The following is a 16701-nucleotide window of genomic DNA, read 5'->3' as shown; positions in this document are numbered from 1 at the left end:
ATGCCCGCGCGGGCCTGCAAAAAAAACGCCTCGCGGCAGATGCGGCGAGGCGTTTGTCTGGAATTCATCGGTAAAGGGGCTGCAAAGCGGCCCCGATACACCGATCAGGCATCGACCAGAATCGACGTGCCGGTCATTTCCACAGGCTTTTCCAGCCCCAGCAGTTGCAGCATGGTCGGCGCCACGTCGGCCAGCACGCCGCCTTCGCGAACCTTGAGCTTGCGCTTGCCAACATAGATGAACGGTACCGGCTCGGTGGTGTGGGCGGTGTGCGCCTGGCCGGTGCATTCGTCTTCCATCTGTTCGACGTTGCCATGGTCGGCGGTGATCAGTGCCTCACCGTCGACCTTTTCCAGCGCCTCGACGATACGCCCGACACAGGTATCCAGCGCTTCGACCGCCTTGACCGCAGCCTCGAACACGCCGGTGTGGCCGACCATGTCGCCGTTGGCGTAGTTGACCACGATCACGTCGTAACGCTGCTGCTCGATGGCTTCGACGATACGGTCGGTGACTACAGGCGCGTTCATCTCCGGCTGCAAGTCATAGGTGGCGACCTTCGGCGATGGGATGAGGATGCGCTCTTCGCCTTCGAACGGCTCTTCGCGGCCACCGGAGAAGAAGAACGTGACGTGCGCGTACTTCTCGGTCTCGGCGATGCGCAGCTGGGTCTTGCCGTTCTTGGCCAGGTACTCGCCCAGTACGTTGTTCAGGCTGGAGGGGGCGAAGGCGGCTGGGGCTGGGATTTTCGCCGAGTACTGGGTCAGGCCGATATAGGCCGCCATCTTCGGCAGGCGCGCCCGGGGGAACTCGTTGAATTCCGGCTCGACGAAGGCACGCGACAGTTCGCGGGCGCGGTCAGCGCGGAAGTTCATGAAGATCACCGCGTCGCCGTCTTCGACCTTGACTGCCTCGCCAATGCGCGTGGCTTTGACGAATTCGTCGTTCTCTTCACGGGCGTAGGCGGCTTCCAGGCCGGCGAGGGCGGTTTCTGCCGTGTAGTCGGCAACGCTGTCGACGATCAGGTTGTAGGCAGCGGCGACGCGGTCCCAGCGGTTGTCGCGGTCCATCGCGAAGTAGCGGCCGATGAGGCTGGCGATGCGGCCCTTGCCGAGCTTGGCAAAGGTTGTGTCGAGCAGTTCGATGGACGACTGCGCGCTGCGTGGCGGCGTATCGCGGCCGTCGAGGAAGGCGTGCAGGTAGATTTTTTCGGCGCCACGCTGTGCGGCCAGTTCGGCCATGGCAATCAGGTGGTCCTGGTGGCTGTGCACGCCACCGTCGGACAACAGGCCGAGGATGTGCACGGCCTTGCCAGCACCGGCCGCCTTGTCCACCGCGCCGGTGAGCACCGGGTTGCTGAAGAACTCGCCATCACGAATGGCCTTGGTGACGCGGGTGAAGTCCTGGTAGACGACACGGCCGGCACCGAGGTTCATGTGGCCGACTTCGGAGTTGCCCATCTGCCCGTCCGGCAGGCCCACATCCATGCCTGAACCGGAAATCAGGCCATGCGGCCGTGTGGCGCGCAGGCGGTCATAGACCGGTGTGTTGGCGGCAAAGATGGCGTTGTATTCGGGGCTTTCGCTGTGGCCGAATCCATCCAGGATGATCAGGACCAGGGGTTTGGGCGTACTCGTCATCAATCAAACTCACGGTTGTTCAAAGATGATAAAGACACGCATTTTAGGGCAAATGCGCCATCAGCGGCGAATATTCGTCCTATCCCCCGACCGGCGCGGCCACGCTGACAGGGCCAAGGTGCTTTTCCGGCCGGCCGGTCGGGCTTTGGTGGCACTGGGGGGCTGTGTATACTGGCCGGCATTTTCAATCGCCTGGAACACCGCTGATGGTTGCTCACCTGATTCAATTCGCGACAGATCACTACATCCTGGTTGCGATCTTCGTTGTTCTGCTGGTCCTGTTGCTCATCAATGAAGTCCGCCGTGGCGGCCAGAGCCTGAGCAATGGCCAGCTGACTGCCCTGGTCAACGCCGACAAGGCCTTGGTCATCGACATCCGCACCTCCAAGGAGTATGCCGCGGGCCACATCGTCGGTGCGGTGAACATCCCGCAAGACAAACTGGTCAGCCGCATGGCCGAGCTGGAAAAACACAAAGAGAAGACCCTGATCATCGTCGATGCGATGGGCCAGCAGTCCGGCACGCTCTGCCGCGAACTGCTCAAGGCTGGTTTCACCGCTGCCAAGCTGAGCGGTGGCGTTTCCAGCTGGAAAGCCGATAACCTGCCCCTGGTGAAGTGATATGAAGCCCGTCATCGTTTATTCCAGCGACTACTGCCCCTACTGCATGCGCGCCAAGTACCTGCTCGAGAGCAAGGGCATTGCGTTCGAGGAAATCAAGGTCGATGGCAAGCCGCAGGTTCGTGCCGAAATGAGTCAGAAGGCCGGCCGTACTTCGGTGCCGCAGATCTGGATCGGCAGTACCCATGTCGGTGGATGCGATGACCTCTATGCCCTGGAGCGCGCGGGCAAGCTCGACGCGCTGCTGGCGGCCTGATTTGCACTGCATTCAAAAACATTAGGATAAGGATCTGCCATGACTGACCAACAGACCAACGGCGCAGCTGCCGAAGACAACAGCCCTCAGTTCTCGCTGCAGCGCATCTACGTGCGTGACCTGTCGTTCGAGGCCCCGAAAAGCCCGCAGATCTTCCGCCAGCAGTGGGAGCCGAGCGTTGCGCTGGACCTGAACACCAAGCAGAAAGCCCTGGAAGGCGACTTCCACGAGGTGGTGCTGACCCTGTCGGTTACCGTCAAGAACGGTGACGAAGTGGCCTTCATCGCCGAAGTGCAGCAGGCCGGCATCTTCCTGATCGCCAACCTCGACGCGGCTTCGATGAGCCACACCCTCGGCGCGTTCTGCCCGAACATCCTGTTCCCTTACGCCCGTGAGACCCTGGACAGCCTGGTGACCCGTGGTTCGTTCCCGGCACTGATGCTGTCCCCGGTCAACTTCGACGCCCTGTACGCGCAAGAGCTGCAGCGTATGCAGGAAACTGGCGAAACTCCGACCGTTCAGTAACGCTGCCCGGTTGTAAAAAGGCGACCTTCGAGGTCGCCTTTTTTGTGTGAGCGGGTTTATCCGCCAAGAGGCCGGCACAGGCGATGGATCAGCTCCCGGCAAACCCATTCTGGCGCCACGCCTCATACACCGTAACCGCCACAGTGTTGGACAGGTTCAGGCTGCGGCACCCCGGCCGCATTGGCAGGCGCAGGCGCTGCTCGGCGGGCAGGCTGTCCAGCACCTCGGCCGGCAGCCCACGGCTTTCGGGGCCAAACAGGAAGGCATCGCCCGGCTGGTAGGTGACTTCATGGAAGGGGTGCGAGCCCTTGGTGGTGAAGGCGAACAGCCGAGGGTTGCCCAGGCTTTCCAGGCATCCAGCCAGGCTCTCGTGGCGCTTGAGCGTGGCATACTCGTGGTAGTCCAGCCCCGCCCTGCGCAGGCGCTTGTCATCCAGCTCGAAGCTGATGGGCTCGATCAGGTGCAGGTCGCAACCGCTGTTGGCGCACAGGCGAATGATGTTGCCGGTATTCGGCGGAATTTCTGGTTGAAAAAGGATGACGTGAAACATGCACGGCTCCAGGCGTGAAGATGACGAGCATTCTACCCCTGAACCGGACCTGCGTTCGAAGGCCTTCCCGCGGGTAATGCTTTCGCTGGCCATTGTCGGCCTGATGGTGGGCCTGATGATCGGCCGCCTGACCACCCCTGATGAGCGGGTGCTGGAGCAGGTCGTGGTGGTGCAGGACGGGCTCGACCTGTGGTTCAACGAAGAACCCAAGCTGCACGGCGAAAACGTTGAAGGGACGGTTGCGGTGCTGTTCGAGGCCCAGGGCAAGGCCCAGCGAGGGCAATTGTACCTGCAGGGCAAACCGGTCGGCTGGCGCGTGCAGAAAAGCGAGGAAGGCTTGTTGCTGACGGTGGTTGCCGCGCGCCCCCTGCACGGTGAATGGGCCGGTGCAGAGGACGCTGGGCGTTGGCGTGTGCAGGTGAGGCTGCACGAATAAAAGAGGGGATGTCCCGGCCTGCCTGTACCAGGGTCCCCAAAACTTGCGCTGCTGCAAATAAAAGTGGGGTTTTCCCGGCCTGCCTGTACCGAGGACCCCGAAACTGGGAGATACAGTACTTATTGCAGGGGGCGTGCCAGTTTTGCAAAACCCGGAAACATTGGCTTTCAGGGCTTTTTTGCCAAGTTTTGAGGGGTTTTGTGCCTTCGGGCGGTGCAGGGGGCACAGGATCGGTGCATGGGGCTTAAAATGTTGGGGGCTGCAAAGCAGCCCCCGGATGTCATGGCCTACCTATGACTCAATGCTCTTCGCTGTCGTCATCATCCCCGCCGGCGACATTCATCCCCAGCTCCTTGATCTTGCGCGTCAAGGTATTGCGCCCCCAGCCCAGCAGAAGCGCCGCATCCCTGCGCCGCCCGGCGGTATGCTTGAGCGCGGTCTCGATCATGATCCGTTCAAAGCTGGGCACCGCACTGTCGAGCAGATTGGTCTGGCCACGGGCCAATGCCTGGTCGGCCCACTGGCGCAGCGCCTGCTCCCAATTGGTCACGGGGGCCGCGTCCTGCGGCAGGTTCAGTAGCTCTGGCGGCAGGTCACCAATCAGCACTTCACGGCTGGAGGCCATCACGGTGATCCAGCGGCAGGTGTTTTCCATCTGCCGCACGTTGCCCGGCCACGGCAGGTTGCGGATGAACTCTTCGGTCTCCGGCTTCAGCAGCTTCGGCTCCACGGCCAGCTCCTGGGCCGCGCGGGCGAGGAAGTGGCGGGCGAGGGCGGGGATGTCTTCGCGGCGGTCGGCCAGGCGCGGTATATGAATGCGGATCACGTTGAGGCGGTGGAACAAGTCCTCGCGGAACTTGCCCGCCTGCACCAGCGATTCCAGGTTCTGGTGGGTGGCGGCAATGATGCGCACATCGACCTTGACCGGCACGTGGCCGCCAACCCGGTAAAACTCGCCATCGGCCAGTACCCGCAGCAGGCGGGTCTGGGTATCGGCGGGCATGTCGCCGATCTCGTCGAGAAACAGCGTGCCGCCATCGGCCTGCTCGAAGCGGCCGCGGCGCAGGTTGGCGGCACCGGTGAAGGCCCCTTTCTCGTGGCCGAACAGCTCGGACTCCATCAGGTCCTTGGGGATGGCTGCCATGTTCAGGGCAATGAACGGTGACGCCGCACGCGGGCTGTGCCGGTGCAGCGCATGGGCCACCAGCTCCTTGCCGGTGCCGGACTCGCCGTTGATCAGTACCGTGATGTTGGAGTGGCTCAGGCGCCCGATCGCGCGGAACACCTCCTGCATCGCCGGCGCTTCGCCGATGATCTCCGGCGTGCGGGCCAAGGCCTGCGGTACATCCAGGCCTTGCTGCTCCTGGGCATGCTGATTGGCGCGCTTGACCAGCGACACCGCCTCGTCGACGTCGAACGGTTTGGGCAGGTATTCGAAGGCACCGCCCTGGTAGGAGGCCACGGCGCTGTCGAGGTCGGAATGGGCGGTCATGATGATGACCGGCAGGCGCGGGTGCTGCTCGCGAATCTGGGCCAGCAGATCGAGGCCACTGGTACCGGGCATGCGGATATCGGAAATGATCACATCCGGTTGCTGGCGTGCCAGGCGGCCCATGACGCCATCGGCGCTGTCGAAGCTCTGGGTGGTCATGCCTTCTTGTTGCAGGGCTTTTTCCAGGACCCAGCGGATGGAGCGATCATCGTCGACGATCCATACGGTTTCACTTCGGCTCATGAGGCGGTGGCTCCTTGTTCCAGAGGCAGGTAGATCGAAAAGGCGGTGTGGCCTGCATGGCTTTCACATTCGATCAAGCCCTGGTGCTGGCTGATGATGTTCTGGGTGATGGCCAGGCCCAGCCCGGTACCGTCCGGGCGGCCACTGACCATGGGATAGAAGAGGGTGTCTTGCAGTTCCGACGGGATGCCCGGGCCGTTGTCGATGATCTCGACCCGTGCCACCAAGCGATGCCGCACGTGGCCGATGGTGAACTGGCGCAGGGCACGGCTGCGCAAGGTGATGCGGCCCAGGCGCAGCTCGTTCTGCGAGCTGATCGCCTGCATGGCGTTGCGCACGATGTTGAGCACCGCCTGGATCATCTGCTCGCGGTCGATCAGCACATCCGGCAGGCTCGGGTCATAGTCGCGCACCAATGTGATGCACCCCTGGCTTTCGGCCTCCACCAGGCTGCAGACCCGCTCCAGCACTTCGTGAATGTTGGTCATGGCCAGCGAGGGCAGCTTGTTCGAGCCGAGCATGCGGTCGACCAGGTTACGCAGCCGGTCGGCTTCTTCGATGATCACGTTGGTGTAGTCGCGCAGGCCGTCTTCGGGTAGCTCGCGGGCCAACAGTTGCGCCGCGCCGCGGATGCCGCCGAGTGGGTTCTTGATTTCGTGTGCCAGGCCACGCACCAGCATTTTGGTGGTTTCCTGCTTGCTCAGCTGGGCCTCTTCCTTGGTGATGCGCAGCAGCCGGTCGCGCGGGTGCACCTCCAGCAGCAGCAGGGTCTGGCCCTGGTGCAGAATGGGGGTGACGGCGTAATCGACGGTGATGGTCTGCCCGGTCAGCGAGGTCAGTTGCGCTTCGCGCTTGGTGAACGGGTGCGCCTGCTCGACCGCTTGGCGCAATGAGCTGAGCGCTTCTGTCGATTCGGTGAACAACTCGCTGATGAACTGCCCGTGGCTGCGCTGGCCGCTGACGGCCAACAGCATTTCCGCGGCCGGGTTCATGTACTCCAGGCGCAGCTCGGCATTGAGCAGGAGCGTGGCAGTGGTCAGGTTGTCCAGAAGCAGACGGTGCTGTGCATCGCTGATGGTCATAAGGCGTCGTTGACCTCTTTTTGCGCTTGCCTGGCAGAAGTGGCCAGAGCTGGGCGCGCTGTGGATCCGCTGATGCGAGACTCTGTGCTTTCAAGAAATGCAAGAAACAAACCAAGGCTCCGAAAAGAAGCGGATTTACCTGAGAAAGCCCTGGGTTTGCGCTTATTCGGACCAGAAAGCGCTGTTCGAGCGCTCATTACGACCCGTTTTGGGCCGCAGGACAGAGCACTCGTAGCTGTTATGCACCAATATAGAGCATTGCTGTGTTCAGCGTTTAGGGCACAGCTGCCCGGTAGCGCGAACCATGGCCAGGTGGCGTAACGGGTCGTTGGTATGGCTGATCAAGGCATCAGCAAGTTTGCGCGCGCAATCGGCCGGGGGGTGTCGGTCAAATCGGCCCAGTTCGAACAGCAGGGTGGCCTGCAGTTTGTCCAGGCGTGGGCGCAGTTGATCAATCAGGTCCAGGGCCTCAGTTGGCGGCCTTTGTCCCCGTAGGGTCCAGCGGTCGAGCAAAGCGTACTGAATGAGTTTGTTGGCCTCTATCTGGTCGTTGAAGAAGGCGGCGGCACGATCAGCATTGATGTCATAGCTGTCAGCGTGTTGACGAACACGGGTGATGACCTGTCTTTCGCGTTCAGGCGCCTCTACCGGCAATTGGTGATCCCACTTGTGCCGCGCAACCGAGCTTGCCAGGTCCAGGCGGTGCTCGATATGGGCAAGCAGTGGGTGGAATTCAGGTTGGGAGGGCGTGGCAACGCTGCAGCCGAGGAGTACGAGCGAGCAGCAGAGCGAAGGGATGACAAGGCGCATGGTGTTCTCCTTATTGATGGAGACTTGATTGTGCGTAGTCGGTCAGGTTCTGCTTGTAGGAGGTGTCTGATTTGGCCAGCGATAAACAAAAACGGCCTCCCGAAGGAGGCCGTCTTGGTGATGTCATCGGCGCCAGGCGCCAATCAGATCAGCAGCTGTAGTACAGCTCATATTCCAGCGGGTGTACGAAGGTACGGACCTTGATCTCTTCTTCGCTCTTCAGCTCGATGAAGGCATCGATGAAGTCGTCGGAGAACACGCCGCCCTTGGTCAGGAACGCACGGCCTTTGTCCAGCTCTTCCAGGGCTTCTTTCAGGCTGCCACAAACCTGCGGGATGTCCTTGGCCTCTTCAGGCGGCAGGTCGTACAGGTTCTTGTCGGCAGCATCGCCTGGGTGGATCTTGTTCTGGATGCCGTCCAGGCCAGCCATCAGCAGGGCCGCGAAGGCCAGGTACGGGTTGGCCGATGGGTCCGGGAAGCGCGCTTCGATACGACGGGCCTTCGGGCTGCCGACGTAAGGAATGCGGATCGAGGCGGAACGGTTGCGCGCCGAGTAGGCCAGCATGACCGGGGCTTCGAAACCTGGGACCAGACGCTTGTAGGAGTTGGTCGACGGGTTGGTGAAGCCGTTCAGGGCCTTACCGTGCTTGATGATACCGCCGATGAAGTACAGGGCGGTGTCGGACAGGCCGGCATAGCCTTCACCCGAGAAGGTGTTCTTGCCGTCTTTCCAGATCGACATGTGTACGTGCATGCCCGAGCCGTTGTCGCCGTACAGCGGCTTAGGCATGAAGGTGGCGGTACGGCCGTAAGCGTCGGCAACGTTGTGCACGACGTATTTCAGGGCCTGTACTTCGTCAGCTTTCTTCACCAGGGTGTTGAACTTGACGCCGATTTCGTTCTGGCCGGCAGTCGCCACTTCGTGGTGGTGAACTTCAACGGTCTGGCCCATTTCTTCCAGTGCGTTGCACATGGCAGTACGGATTTCGTGGTCGTGGTCGAACGGCGGGACTGGGAAGTAGCCGCCTTTCACGCCTGGACGGTGGCCTTTGTTGCCGCCTTCCACGTCAGCGCCGGTCATCCACGAGCCTTGCTCGGAGAAGATCTTGAACATCGAGCCGGAGATGTCCGAGTGGAACTTCACTTCGTCGAAGATGAAGAACTCAGGCTCCGGGCCTGCGAATACGGTGTCACCGATGCCGGTGCTCTTGAGGTACTCTTCGGCGCGCTTGGCGATGCCGCGCGGGTCGCGATCGTAGCCCTGCATGCTCGACGGGTCGACGATGTCGCAGGTGATGATCAGGGTCGGCTCTTCGGTGAACGGGTCCAGCACGGCGGTGTCGTCGACCGGCATCAGGATCATGTCGGAAGCTTCGATGCCTTTCCAGCCAGCGATGGAGGAACCGTCGAACATCTTGCCGACTTCGAAGAAGTCTTCGTCCAGAGCGTCACGCGCTGGCATGGTCACGTGGTGCTGAATGCCTTTGGTGTCCGTGAAACGCAGATCAATCCACTTGACGTCATGATCTTTGATGAGTTGAACCGACTTCGACATGTTGTCCTCCGGATGGTCTAGAGCGCGGTGGGCCGCTGCCCTGGAAAAAGGGGTGTTGCCGGGCGCGGATAGTCGGCCAAGCTTACCTGCCTCACAAGGGAGCAAATTGCATGCCAGTGCCCGAAAATGGCGAGGGTGGGATAAAAGGGGGCGTTTGCGGGCATTAACTTAGGGTTGATGACTGAAAAACGCACCCATTAGAGGCAAGAAAACATCTTGTTGCACCATGTTGGTGCGCAGGGGGAGGGTGGTGCTTTGTTTGAGGGCCTGTTGACGGGTAAAGCCGCTGCCACAGGCCAAATCCACCCCTGCGGGGGTAGGTGTACCCGCGAAAGGCCCGGGGCAGGCGGCGCAAATACTGACTCTGGCCACATCGGCAAACCTTCTGTACAAAAGTTGGTCAAATCCTGAGCAATTTCCGCTATAATTCGCGCCCCTCATTTTCGGCAGGCCCTGCGCGCGCTGTTAACCAATGAAACTTATCGTCAAAGTCTTCCCAGAAATCACCATCAAGAGCCGGCCGGTGCGCAAGCGCTTCATCCGTCAGCTCGGCAAGAACATCCGCAACGTGCTCAAGGATCTCGATCCTGAGCTCGCGGTCGATGGTGTCTGGGATAATCTCGAAGTGGTCACCCGCGTCGAGGACGAAAAGGTCCAGCGCGAGATGATCGAGCGCCTCACCTGCACCCCGGGTATCACCCACTTCCTGCAGGTAGAGGAATACCCGCTCGGCGACTTCGACGACATCGTCGAGAAGTGCAAGCAGCACTTCGGTCATCTGCTCGCGGGCAAGCACTTTGCCGTGCGCTGCAAGCGCGGCGGCCACCATGACTTCACTTCGATGGACGTCGACCGCTACGTCGGCAGCCAGCTGCGCCAGCAGTGCGGCGCCGCCGGCATCGAGCTGAAGAACCCGGAAGTCCTGGTGCGCATCGAAATCCGCAACCAGCGCCTGTACGTGATCCACAACCAGCACCAGGGCATCGGCGGCTACCCGCTGGGCGCCCTGGAGCAAACCCTGGTACTGATGTCGGGTGGCTTCGATTCCACCGTGGCGGCCTACCAGATGATGCGCCGTGGCCTGATGACCCACTTCTGCTTCTTCAACCTCGGCGGCCGTGCCCACGAGCTGGGCGTGATGGAAGTGGCCCACTACCTGTGGAAGAAGTACGGCAGCAGCCAGCGCGTGCTGTTCATCAGCGTGCCGTTTGAAGAAGTGGTCGGCGAGATTCTCAACAAGGTCGACAACAGCTACATGGGCGTGACCCTCAAGCGCATGATGTTGCGCGGCGCTGCCCATATGGCCGACCGCCTGCAGATCGAAGCGCTGGTCACCGGCGAGGCGATTTCCCAGGTCTCCAGCCAGACCTTGCCGAACCTGTCGATCATCGACTCGGCGACCGACAAGCTGGTACTGCGCCCGCTGCTGGCCAGCCACAAGCAGGACATCATCGACCAGGCCACCGAAATCGGCACCGCCGATTTCGCCAAGCACATGCCTGAATACTGCGGCGTGATCTCGGTAAACCCGACCACCCACGCCAAGCGCCACCGCATGGAGCATGAAGAAAAGCAATTCGACATGGCCGTGCTGGAGCGCGCCCTCGAACGCGCCAAGTTCATCTCGATCGACCACGTGATCGACGAGCTGGGCAAAGACATCGAGGTAGAAGAAGTTCGCGAAGCGCTGCCTGGCCAGATCGTCATCGACATCCGTCACCCCGATGCACAGGAAGACGAACCCTTGGTGATCGAGGGCGTCGAAGTTCAGGTGATGCCGTTTTATGCAATCAATAGTCGCTTCAAGCAGCTGGATGAAACTCGCCAGTACCTGCTGTATTGCGACAAGGGTGTGATGAGCCGTCTGCACGCACACCACCTGCTCAGTGAGGGACATGCCAATGTGCGTGTTTATCGTCCGGCATAAGACGCCAGGGCTGTATGGCGGCAGCATCCGCCATCGCCCTCCCGACCGCCGGCCCTGCTGAGCCTTATACCTTACATATTGGTCGCCTAGACTAGGCGGCAACCGAATCCTCTGATCGAGATACACTTGTGATCGAAAATCTGCGTAACATCGCCATCATCGCCCACGTTGACCATGGTAAAACCACGTTGGTCGACAAACTCCTGCGTCAGTCCGGCACTCTGGAGCGTAACGAGCTCAACGACGAGCGCGTCATGGACTCCAACGACCAGGAAAAAGAGCGCGGTATTACCATTCTGGCGAAAAACACCGCCATCAACTGGAACGGCTACCACATCAACATCGTCGACACCCCCGGCCACGCCGACTTCGGTGGCGAGGTTGAGCGTGTAATGTCGATGGTCGACTCCGTGCTGCTGCTGGTCGACGCCCAGGACGGCCCTATGCCGCAAACCCGCTTCGTGACCAAGAAGGCCTTCGAAGCCGGCCTGAAGCCGATCGTCGTGATCAACAAGGTCGACCGTCCGGGCGCGCGTCCTGACTGGGTTCTGGACCAGATCTTCGACCTGTTCGACAACCTCGGCGCTACCGACGAGCAGCTGGACTTCAAAGTGGTCTACGCCTCGGCCCTGAACGGCATTGCCGGTCTGGACCACGCCGAAATGGGCGAAGACATGACTGCCCTGTACCAGGCTGTCGTCGACCACGTTCCAGCGCCAGCTGTTGACCGTGACGGCCCGTTCCAGATGCAGATCTCCGCACTGGACTACAACAGCTTCCTGGGTGTGATCGGTGTTGGCCGTATCGCCCGTGGTCGCGTCAAGCCTAACACCCCGGTTGTCGCCATCGACGCCGACGGCAAGAAGCGTAACGGCCGTATCCTCAAGCTGATGGGCCACCACGGTCTGCACCGCGTCGACGTCGAAGAAGCCCAAGCTGGCGACATCGTCTGCATCAGCGGTTTCGACGAGCTGTTCATCTCCGACACCCTGTGCGACCCGACTGCCGTTGAGGCGATGAAGCCGCTGACCGTTGACGAGCCTACCGTTTCGATGACCTTCCAGGTCAACGACTCGCCGTTCTGCGGCAAGGAAGGCAAGTTCGTCACCAGCCGTAACATCAAGGACCGTCTGGACAAAGAGCTGCTGTACAACGTTGCCCTGCGCGTTGAAGAAACCGACTCCCCAGACAAGTTCAAGGTCTCGGGCCGTGGCGAGCTGCACCTCTCGGTACTGATCGAAACCATGCGTCGCGAAGGCTTCGAACTGGCCCTGGGCCGCCCGGAAGTCATCATTCGCGAAGTAGACGGCGTCAAGCAAGAGCCGTTCGAGAACGTCACCATCGACATCCCTGAAGAATCGCAGGGCAAGGTCATGGAAGAGATGGGTCTGCGTAAAGGCGACCTGACCAACATGGTCCCGGATGGCAAAGGCCGTGTACGCCTTGAATACAACATCCCGGCGCGTGGTCTGATCGGTTTCCGTAACCAGTTCCTGACCCTGACCAACGGCGCAGGCATCCTGACTTCGATCTTTGATCGCTACGACACCGTGAAGTCCGGCCACATGTCCGGCCGTCAGAACGGCGTACTGGTTTCGGTCGAAACCGGCAAAGCGCTGACCTACTCGCTGGAAACCCTGCAGGCGCGTGGCAAGCTGTTCGTCGAGCACGGTCAAGAGATCTACAACGGTCAGATCGTCGGCCAGAACAGCCGCGACAACGACCTGGGCGTCAACCCTACCAAGGGCAAGAAGCTCGACAACATGCGTGCTTCGGGTAAAGACGAAGTCATCGCTCTGGTTCCACCTGTTCGCTTCACCCTGGAACAGGCTCTGGAATACATCCAGGAAGACGAGCTGTGCGAAGTAACGCCGAAGTCCATCCGTCTTCGCAAGAAGATCCTGGATGAAAGCGAGCGTACCCGCGCTGCCAAGAAAGCCAAAAACAGCTGAGTTAGCTCTGGCTGAATGAAAACGCCCCCGGTCGAAAGGCCGGGGGCGTTTTTTTTGTCTTTTTCACCATGTTTCACTGGAAGTAATTGCTTACTAAGGAGTTTTTGGCAATAGCACACCCCCCCAGTACGCTGCCTTTTGAATTATTTCATGGGGCAAATGATGAAGGGCAAGGGATGGAAAGAGCACTTGGCACGCGGCCGGTTTGATGTGGGTGGGGTCACCTGGAGCCTGTTACACCTACGCACACGTTGAAAGCGCCTACATACGCGACCCTGGCCACCCTTCCAGTCGTCCAATGCGGCTCAAGCGACATGAAAAAATAAAAGGTTGGCTATTGATGGTGAAGAAGCTGAGAGGTGAGCCGATTCGACGACCAGTAAGGCGATAGCTGCCTGTAGAAATACGAAACCCCCAATAAAGGGGGTCGTATCGCGGATGCCCTTAGAGATTTCTCTCATCAACCGGCACGGCCGGAACCAGGTGGCGGCGTCTAGACACTTCCAAAGGAAGCTCCGTGTACATCGAGACGGCTCAAACTCTATTCAGTCTCTCTGGGATCGTCAACGGCCGACCACCTTCGGTTTGTAAGCACAGTACCCAGGCCGTGGCCCGACCTTGGGGTGGTTGCGGCAGGTATCTGGCCGCTTGTCATAAATGGTGCACAGCCGGCTCTTGCGGTCCAGATACATGCAGTCATCGTTGCTCATCCGGGTCAGGGTGAAGATGCCCGACTTCTGGTTGAAGCGCTCGATGATGCCTTCCTTCTGCAGGCGTTTGGCCACGTTTTTCGGTGGTTCGTCTTTTTCGAACTCGTCGACCACGCCGATGCGGATCAGATCCTTGATCTTCACTTCCACGGGCAGCGTGCAGCAGGTCGAGTGACAGCCACCGCACATGTGGCTGGCATAGCGTTGCCAGGTTTCCAGGCGGTCGACTTCGGCCGCGGCAATCAGGGTCGTTTTCATCGTTATGGGGGTGAATCACGGTCTTGGGGCGCGCGATCATACCGGAGTTGTTCAATTTGTGAACAACCTTTTGCCTGATTCCTTCATCAGGCATGAAAACTGCGAACAGGTACTGTCAGTCCCTGTCGAAGGGTCTAGTCTCATCAATCTCCCTCCGTATTCGTCTACTTGCCCGAGGATGCCGCATGTCCCAGGAACCCAAAGCACGTGACGCCGAGGTGGCCGATTTTCGCGCCGCTGTGCTGGATAAGCTGACCTACGCGGTCGGCAAGGACCCCGAGCATGCCTTCGACCATGACTGGTTCGAAGCCATTGCCCTGGCGGCGCGTGATCACATGGTCGATCACTGGATGGACCATACCCGTCAGGCCTACAGGCGCAGTCAGAAACGGGTCTATTACCTTTCCCTGGAATTTCTCATCGGGCGGCTGCTGTATGACAGCCTGAGCAACCTGGGTTTGCTCGACATCGCCCGCGAAGCCCTCGACGGCCTGGACGTCGACCTGGAGCGCATCCGCCTGCTGGAGCCGGATGCCGCACTGGGCAATGGTGGCTTGGGGCGCCTGGCGGCTTGCTTCATGGAAAGCATGTCGACCCTGGGCATTGCCGCCCATGGCTACGGTATCCGTTACGAGCACGGCCTGTTTCGCCAGGCGGTGGTCGATGGTTGGCAGCAGGAGCAGACCGAGAACTGGCTGGACTTCGGCAACCCCTGGGAGTTCGAGCGCGCCGAGGTGATCTACCCGATCAGTTTCGGCGGCAGCGTCGAGACCGTGCAGGACCCCCAAGGCCAGCAACGGCAGGTGTGGTCGCCCGGCGAGACGGTGCGGGCGGTGGCCTATGACACGCCGGTGGTCGGCTGGCGTGGCGCCAGCGTCAATACCTTGCGCCTGTGGCGGGCGCGGGCGCTCGAGGAGCTGCACCTGGAGCGCTTCAACGCCGGTGACCACCTGGGTGCGGTCGCCGAAGTGGCGCGCGCCGAGAGCATTTCGCGCGTGCTGTACCCGGCCGACAGTACCGAAGCCGGGCAGGAGCTGCGCCTGCGCCAGGAGTACTTCTTCGTTTCGGCTTCGCTGCAGGACTTGCTGCGCCGCCACCTGAACATGCATGACAGCCTGCTCAACCTGCCCGATGCCGCGGCCATTCAGCTCAACGATACCCACCCCTCGATCGCCGTGGCCGAGTTGATGCGGCTGCTGGTCGACCAGCACGAAGTGCCTTGGGATACCGCCTGGGAGCTGACCGTCGGCACGCTGGCCTACACCAACCACACCTTGCTGCCGGAGGCACTGGAAACCTGGCCGGTGGCGCTGATGGAGCGCATGCTGCCGCGGCACATGCAGATCATCTACCTGATCAACGCCTACCATATCGACGCCCTGCGCGCGAAAGGGCTGCACGACTTCGACGTGTTGCGGGCCGTGTCGCTGATCGAAGAAGACAACGGCCGCCGGGTGCGCATGGGCAACCTGGCGTTTCTCGGCTCGCACAGTGTCAACGGTGTGTCGGCACTGCACAGCCAGCTGATGAAGAGCACGGTGTTCGCCGAGCTGCACAAGCTGTACCCGCAGCGGATCAACAACAAGACCAACGGCATCACCTTCAGGCGCTGGCTGTTCCAGTCCAATCCGCCACTGACCGAGATGCTGGTCGAGGCGCTTGGGCCCGAGCTCAAGGATGACCCTGAAGGGCTGCTGGCCAACCTCGTGCCCTTTGCTGACAAAAGCAGCTTCCGCAAGCAGTTCGCCGCCCAGCGCCTGCACAGCAAGCGCGCCTTGGCCAGCATCATCCAGGACCGTATCGGCGTTACGGTGAACCCCGAGGCGATGTTCGATGTGCAGGTCAAGCGCATCCACGAGTACAAGCGCCAGTTGCTCAACCTGCTGCACACCGTGGCGCTGTATCAGGCCATTCGCAACGACCCCGGTACCAATTGGGTACCACGGGTGAAGATCTTCGCCGGCAAGGCTGCGGCCAGCTACCACCAGGCCAAGCTGATCATCAAGCTGGCCAACGACATCGCCCGTGTGGTCAACAACGACCCCACCGTGCGTGGCCTGCTGAAAGTGGTATTCCTGCCCAACTACAACGTCAGCCTGGCCGAAAGCATCATCCCGGCGGCAGACTTGTCCGAGCAGATCTCCACGGCAGGTTACGAGGCGTCAGGCACCAGCAACATGAAGTTCGGCCTCAATGGCGCGCTGACCATCGGCACCCTGGACGGCGCCAACGTCGAGATGTGCGAGCAGGTGGGGGCCGACAACATGTTCATCTTCGGCCTCACGGCGCAGCAGGTCGAGGCGCGCCGGCGCGCCGGAGACTTTGGCGCCAGTGCAGCGATTGCGGCGTCCAATCGCTTGAACGATGTGCTCCAGGCCATTCGCAGCGGGGTGTTCTCGCCCGATGACCCTTCGCGTTATACCGGGCTGATCGACGGGTTGGTGGCCTATGACCGTTTCCTGGTGTGCGCCGATTTCGACGCCTACTGGGATGCCCAGCGGCGGGTCGATGAGCTGTGGCACACGCCGCAGGAATGGTGGCGCATGGCGGTGCTGAACACGGCGCGGATGGGGTGGTTCTCGTCGGACCGAACCATTCGCGAGTATGCCACCGACATCTGGAAAGCACTGGACTGACTTACCAGG

14 protein-coding genes are annotated in these 16701 nt (G+C 60.9%); 7 read left to right on the top strand and 7 right to left on the bottom strand.

Features of this window, described 5'->3' with window-relative positions:
• Window positions 1-104 precede the first annotated feature (104 nt).
• A complete protein-coding gene (gpmI, locus tag CKW22_RS06035) occupies window positions 105-1640 on the bottom strand; it encodes a 2,3-bisphosphoglycerate-independent phosphoglycerate mutase (RefSeq protein WP_033701973.1) in 1536 nt (511 codons plus the stop codon).
• Window positions 1641-1846: 206 nt separating this feature from the next.
• On the opposite strand from gpmI, the gene CKW22_RS06030 reads away from it, so the two are divergent.
• The 3 genes from CKW22_RS06030 to secB are packed head-to-tail and all read left to right on the top strand — an operon-like array spanning window position 1847 to window position 3041.
• On the top strand, window positions 1847-2260 hold the full coding sequence (locus tag CKW22_RS06030) for a rhodanese-like domain-containing protein (protein WP_033701972.1): 414 nt from the start codon (window positions 1847-1849) through the stop codon (window positions 2258-2260).
• A 1-nt stretch (window position 2261) separates the two neighbouring features.
• Window positions 2262-2516, top strand: a complete 255-nt coding sequence (gene grxC, locus CKW22_RS06025) for a glutaredoxin 3 (protein WP_033701970.1) — start codon at window positions 2262-2264, stop codon at window positions 2514-2516.
• Window positions 2517-2555: 39 nt separating this feature from the next.
• A complete protein-coding gene (secB, locus tag CKW22_RS06020) occupies window positions 2556-3041 on the top strand; it encodes a protein-export chaperone SecB (protein ID WP_033701969.1) in 486 nt (161 codons plus the stop codon).
• Window positions 3042-3129: 88 nt separating this feature from the next.
• Here the strand turns inward: secB and trmL are convergent, their stop codons facing one another.
• On the bottom strand, window positions 3130-3591 hold the full coding sequence (gene trmL, locus CKW22_RS06015) for a tRNA (uridine(34)/cytosine(34)/5-carboxymethylaminomethyluridine(34)-2'-O)-methyltransferase TrmL (protein ID WP_033701968.1): 462 nt from the start codon (window positions 3589-3591) through the stop codon (window positions 3130-3132).
• Between trmL and CKW22_RS06010 the strand changes: the two genes are divergently transcribed.
• The gene (locus CKW22_RS06010) at window positions 3590-4027 is read left to right on the top strand and encodes a hypothetical protein (RefSeq protein ID WP_047582213.1); all 438 of its coding nucleotides are present in this window, start codon (window positions 3590-3592) and stop codon (window positions 4025-4027) included. The two genes, trmL and CKW22_RS06010, sit on opposite strands and share 2 nt — an antisense overlap.
• Window positions 4028-4325: 298 nt before the next feature.
• Here the strand turns inward: CKW22_RS06010 and ntrC are convergent, their stop codons facing one another.
• From ntrC to glnA, 4 genes are all read right to left on the bottom strand, one after another.
• The gene (gene ntrC, locus CKW22_RS06005; protein WP_033701965.1) at window positions 4326-5762 is read right to left on the bottom strand and encodes a nitrogen regulation protein NR(I); all 1437 of its coding nucleotides are present in this window, start codon (window positions 5760-5762) and stop codon (window positions 4326-4328) included.
• Window positions 5759-6844, bottom strand: a complete 1086-nt coding sequence (glnL, locus tag CKW22_RS06000; RefSeq protein ID WP_033701964.1) for a nitrogen regulation protein NR(II) — start codon at window positions 6842-6844, stop codon at window positions 5759-5761. Before glnL ends, ntrC begins: the two co-directional genes overlap by 4 nt.
• Window positions 6845-7111: 267 nt before the next feature.
• Window positions 7112-7654: a chorismate mutase gene (locus CKW22_RS05995; RefSeq protein ID WP_033701963.1), complete on the bottom strand. Its 543-nt coding sequence runs from the start codon at window positions 7652-7654 to the stop codon at window positions 7112-7114.
• 148 nt (window positions 7655-7802) lie between these two features.
• A complete protein-coding gene (glnA, locus tag CKW22_RS05990; protein WP_033701962.1) occupies window positions 7803-9209 on the bottom strand; it encodes a type I glutamate--ammonia ligase in 1407 nt (468 codons plus the stop codon).
• 472 nt (window positions 9210-9681) lie between these two features.
• Here glnA and thiI point away from each other — a divergent pair, with 472 nt between their 5' ends.
• Together thiI and typA are read left to right on the top strand one after the other, a co-directional pair.
• Complete coding sequence (gene thiI, locus CKW22_RS05985; RefSeq protein WP_033701961.1) at window positions 9682-11136, top strand: tRNA uracil 4-sulfurtransferase ThiI; 1455 nt, start codon at window positions 9682-9684, stop codon at window positions 11134-11136.
• 128 nt (window positions 11137-11264) lie between these two features.
• Window positions 11265-13088 carry a translational GTPase TypA gene (gene typA, locus CKW22_RS05980; protein ID WP_033701960.1) on the top strand — a complete coding sequence of 608 codons (1824 nt, stop codon included), beginning with the start codon at window positions 11265-11267 and terminating at the stop codon, window positions 13086-13088.
• A gap of 563 nt (window positions 13089-13651) precedes the next feature.
• On the opposite strand, the gene CKW22_RS05975 is transcribed toward typA, so the two are convergent.
• A complete protein-coding gene (locus tag CKW22_RS05975) occupies window positions 13652-14056 on the bottom strand; it encodes a YkgJ family cysteine cluster protein (protein WP_016712459.1) in 405 nt (134 codons plus the stop codon).
• A 185-nt stretch (window positions 14057-14241) separates the two neighbouring features.
• Here CKW22_RS05975 and CKW22_RS05970 point away from each other — a divergent pair, with 185 nt between their 5' ends.
• Entirely contained in the window at window positions 14242-16692 is a 2451-nt protein-coding gene (locus tag CKW22_RS05970) for a glycogen/starch/alpha-glucan phosphorylase (RefSeq protein ID WP_033701959.1), read from the top strand.
• Window positions 16693-16701 lie beyond the last annotated feature (9 nt).

Origin of the sequence: Pseudomonas sp. Irchel s3f19 (genome assembly GCF_900187555.1) — a bacterium.
In the GTDB taxonomy this organism is placed as follows: domain Bacteria; phylum Pseudomonadota; class Gammaproteobacteria; order Pseudomonadales; family Pseudomonadaceae; genus Aquipseudomonas; species Aquipseudomonas capeferrum.
The sequence above is the reverse complement of the archived record's forward strand: the minus strand, read 5'-3'. Positions and strand labels throughout refer to the sequence as shown.

Excerpts from the sequence above, each read along its gene's own strand:
- gpmI (WP_033701973.1), bottom strand. The coding sequence starts at position 1,640 with ATGACGAGTACGCCCAAACCCCTGGTCCTGATCATCCTGGATGGATTC.
- CKW22_RS06030 (WP_033701972.1), top strand. The coding sequence starts at position 1,847 with ATGGTTGCTCACCTGATTCAATTCGCGACAGATCACTACATCCTGGTT.
- grxC (WP_033701970.1), top strand. The coding sequence starts at position 2,262 with ATGAAGCCCGTCATCGTTTATTCCAGCGACTACTGCCCCTACTGCATG.
- secB (WP_033701969.1), top strand. The coding sequence starts at position 2,556 with ATGACTGACCAACAGACCAACGGCGCAGCTGCCGAAGACAACAGCCCT.
- CKW22_RS06010 (WP_047582213.1), top strand. The coding sequence starts at position 3,590 with ATGCACGGCTCCAGGCGTGAAGATGACGAGCATTCTACCCCTGAACCG.
- trmL (WP_033701968.1), bottom strand. The coding sequence starts at position 3,591 with ATGTTTCACGTCATCCTTTTTCAACCAGAAATTCCGCCGAATACCGGC.
- ntrC (WP_033701965.1), bottom strand. The coding sequence starts at position 5,762 with ATGAGCCGAAGTGAAACCGTATGGATCGTCGACGATGATCGCTCCATC.
- glnL (WP_033701964.1), bottom strand. The coding sequence starts at position 6,844 with ATGACCATCAGCGATGCACAGCACCGTCTGCTTCTGGACAACCTGACC.
- CKW22_RS05995 (WP_033701963.1), bottom strand. The coding sequence starts at position 7,654 with ATGCGCCTTGTCATCCCTTCGCTCTGCTGCTCGCTCGTACTCCTCGGC.
- glnA (WP_033701962.1), bottom strand. The coding sequence starts at position 9,209 with ATGTCGAAGTCGGTTCAACTCATCAAAGATCATGACGTCAAGTGGATT.
- thiI (WP_033701961.1), top strand. The coding sequence starts at position 9,682 with ATGAAACTTATCGTCAAAGTCTTCCCAGAAATCACCATCAAGAGCCGG.
- CKW22_RS05975 (WP_016712459.1), bottom strand. The coding sequence starts at position 14,056 with ATGAAAACGACCCTGATTGCCGCGGCCGAAGTCGACCGCCTGGAAACC.
- CKW22_RS05970 (WP_033701959.1), top strand. The coding sequence starts at position 14,242 with ATGTCCCAGGAACCCAAAGCACGTGACGCCGAGGTGGCCGATTTTCGC.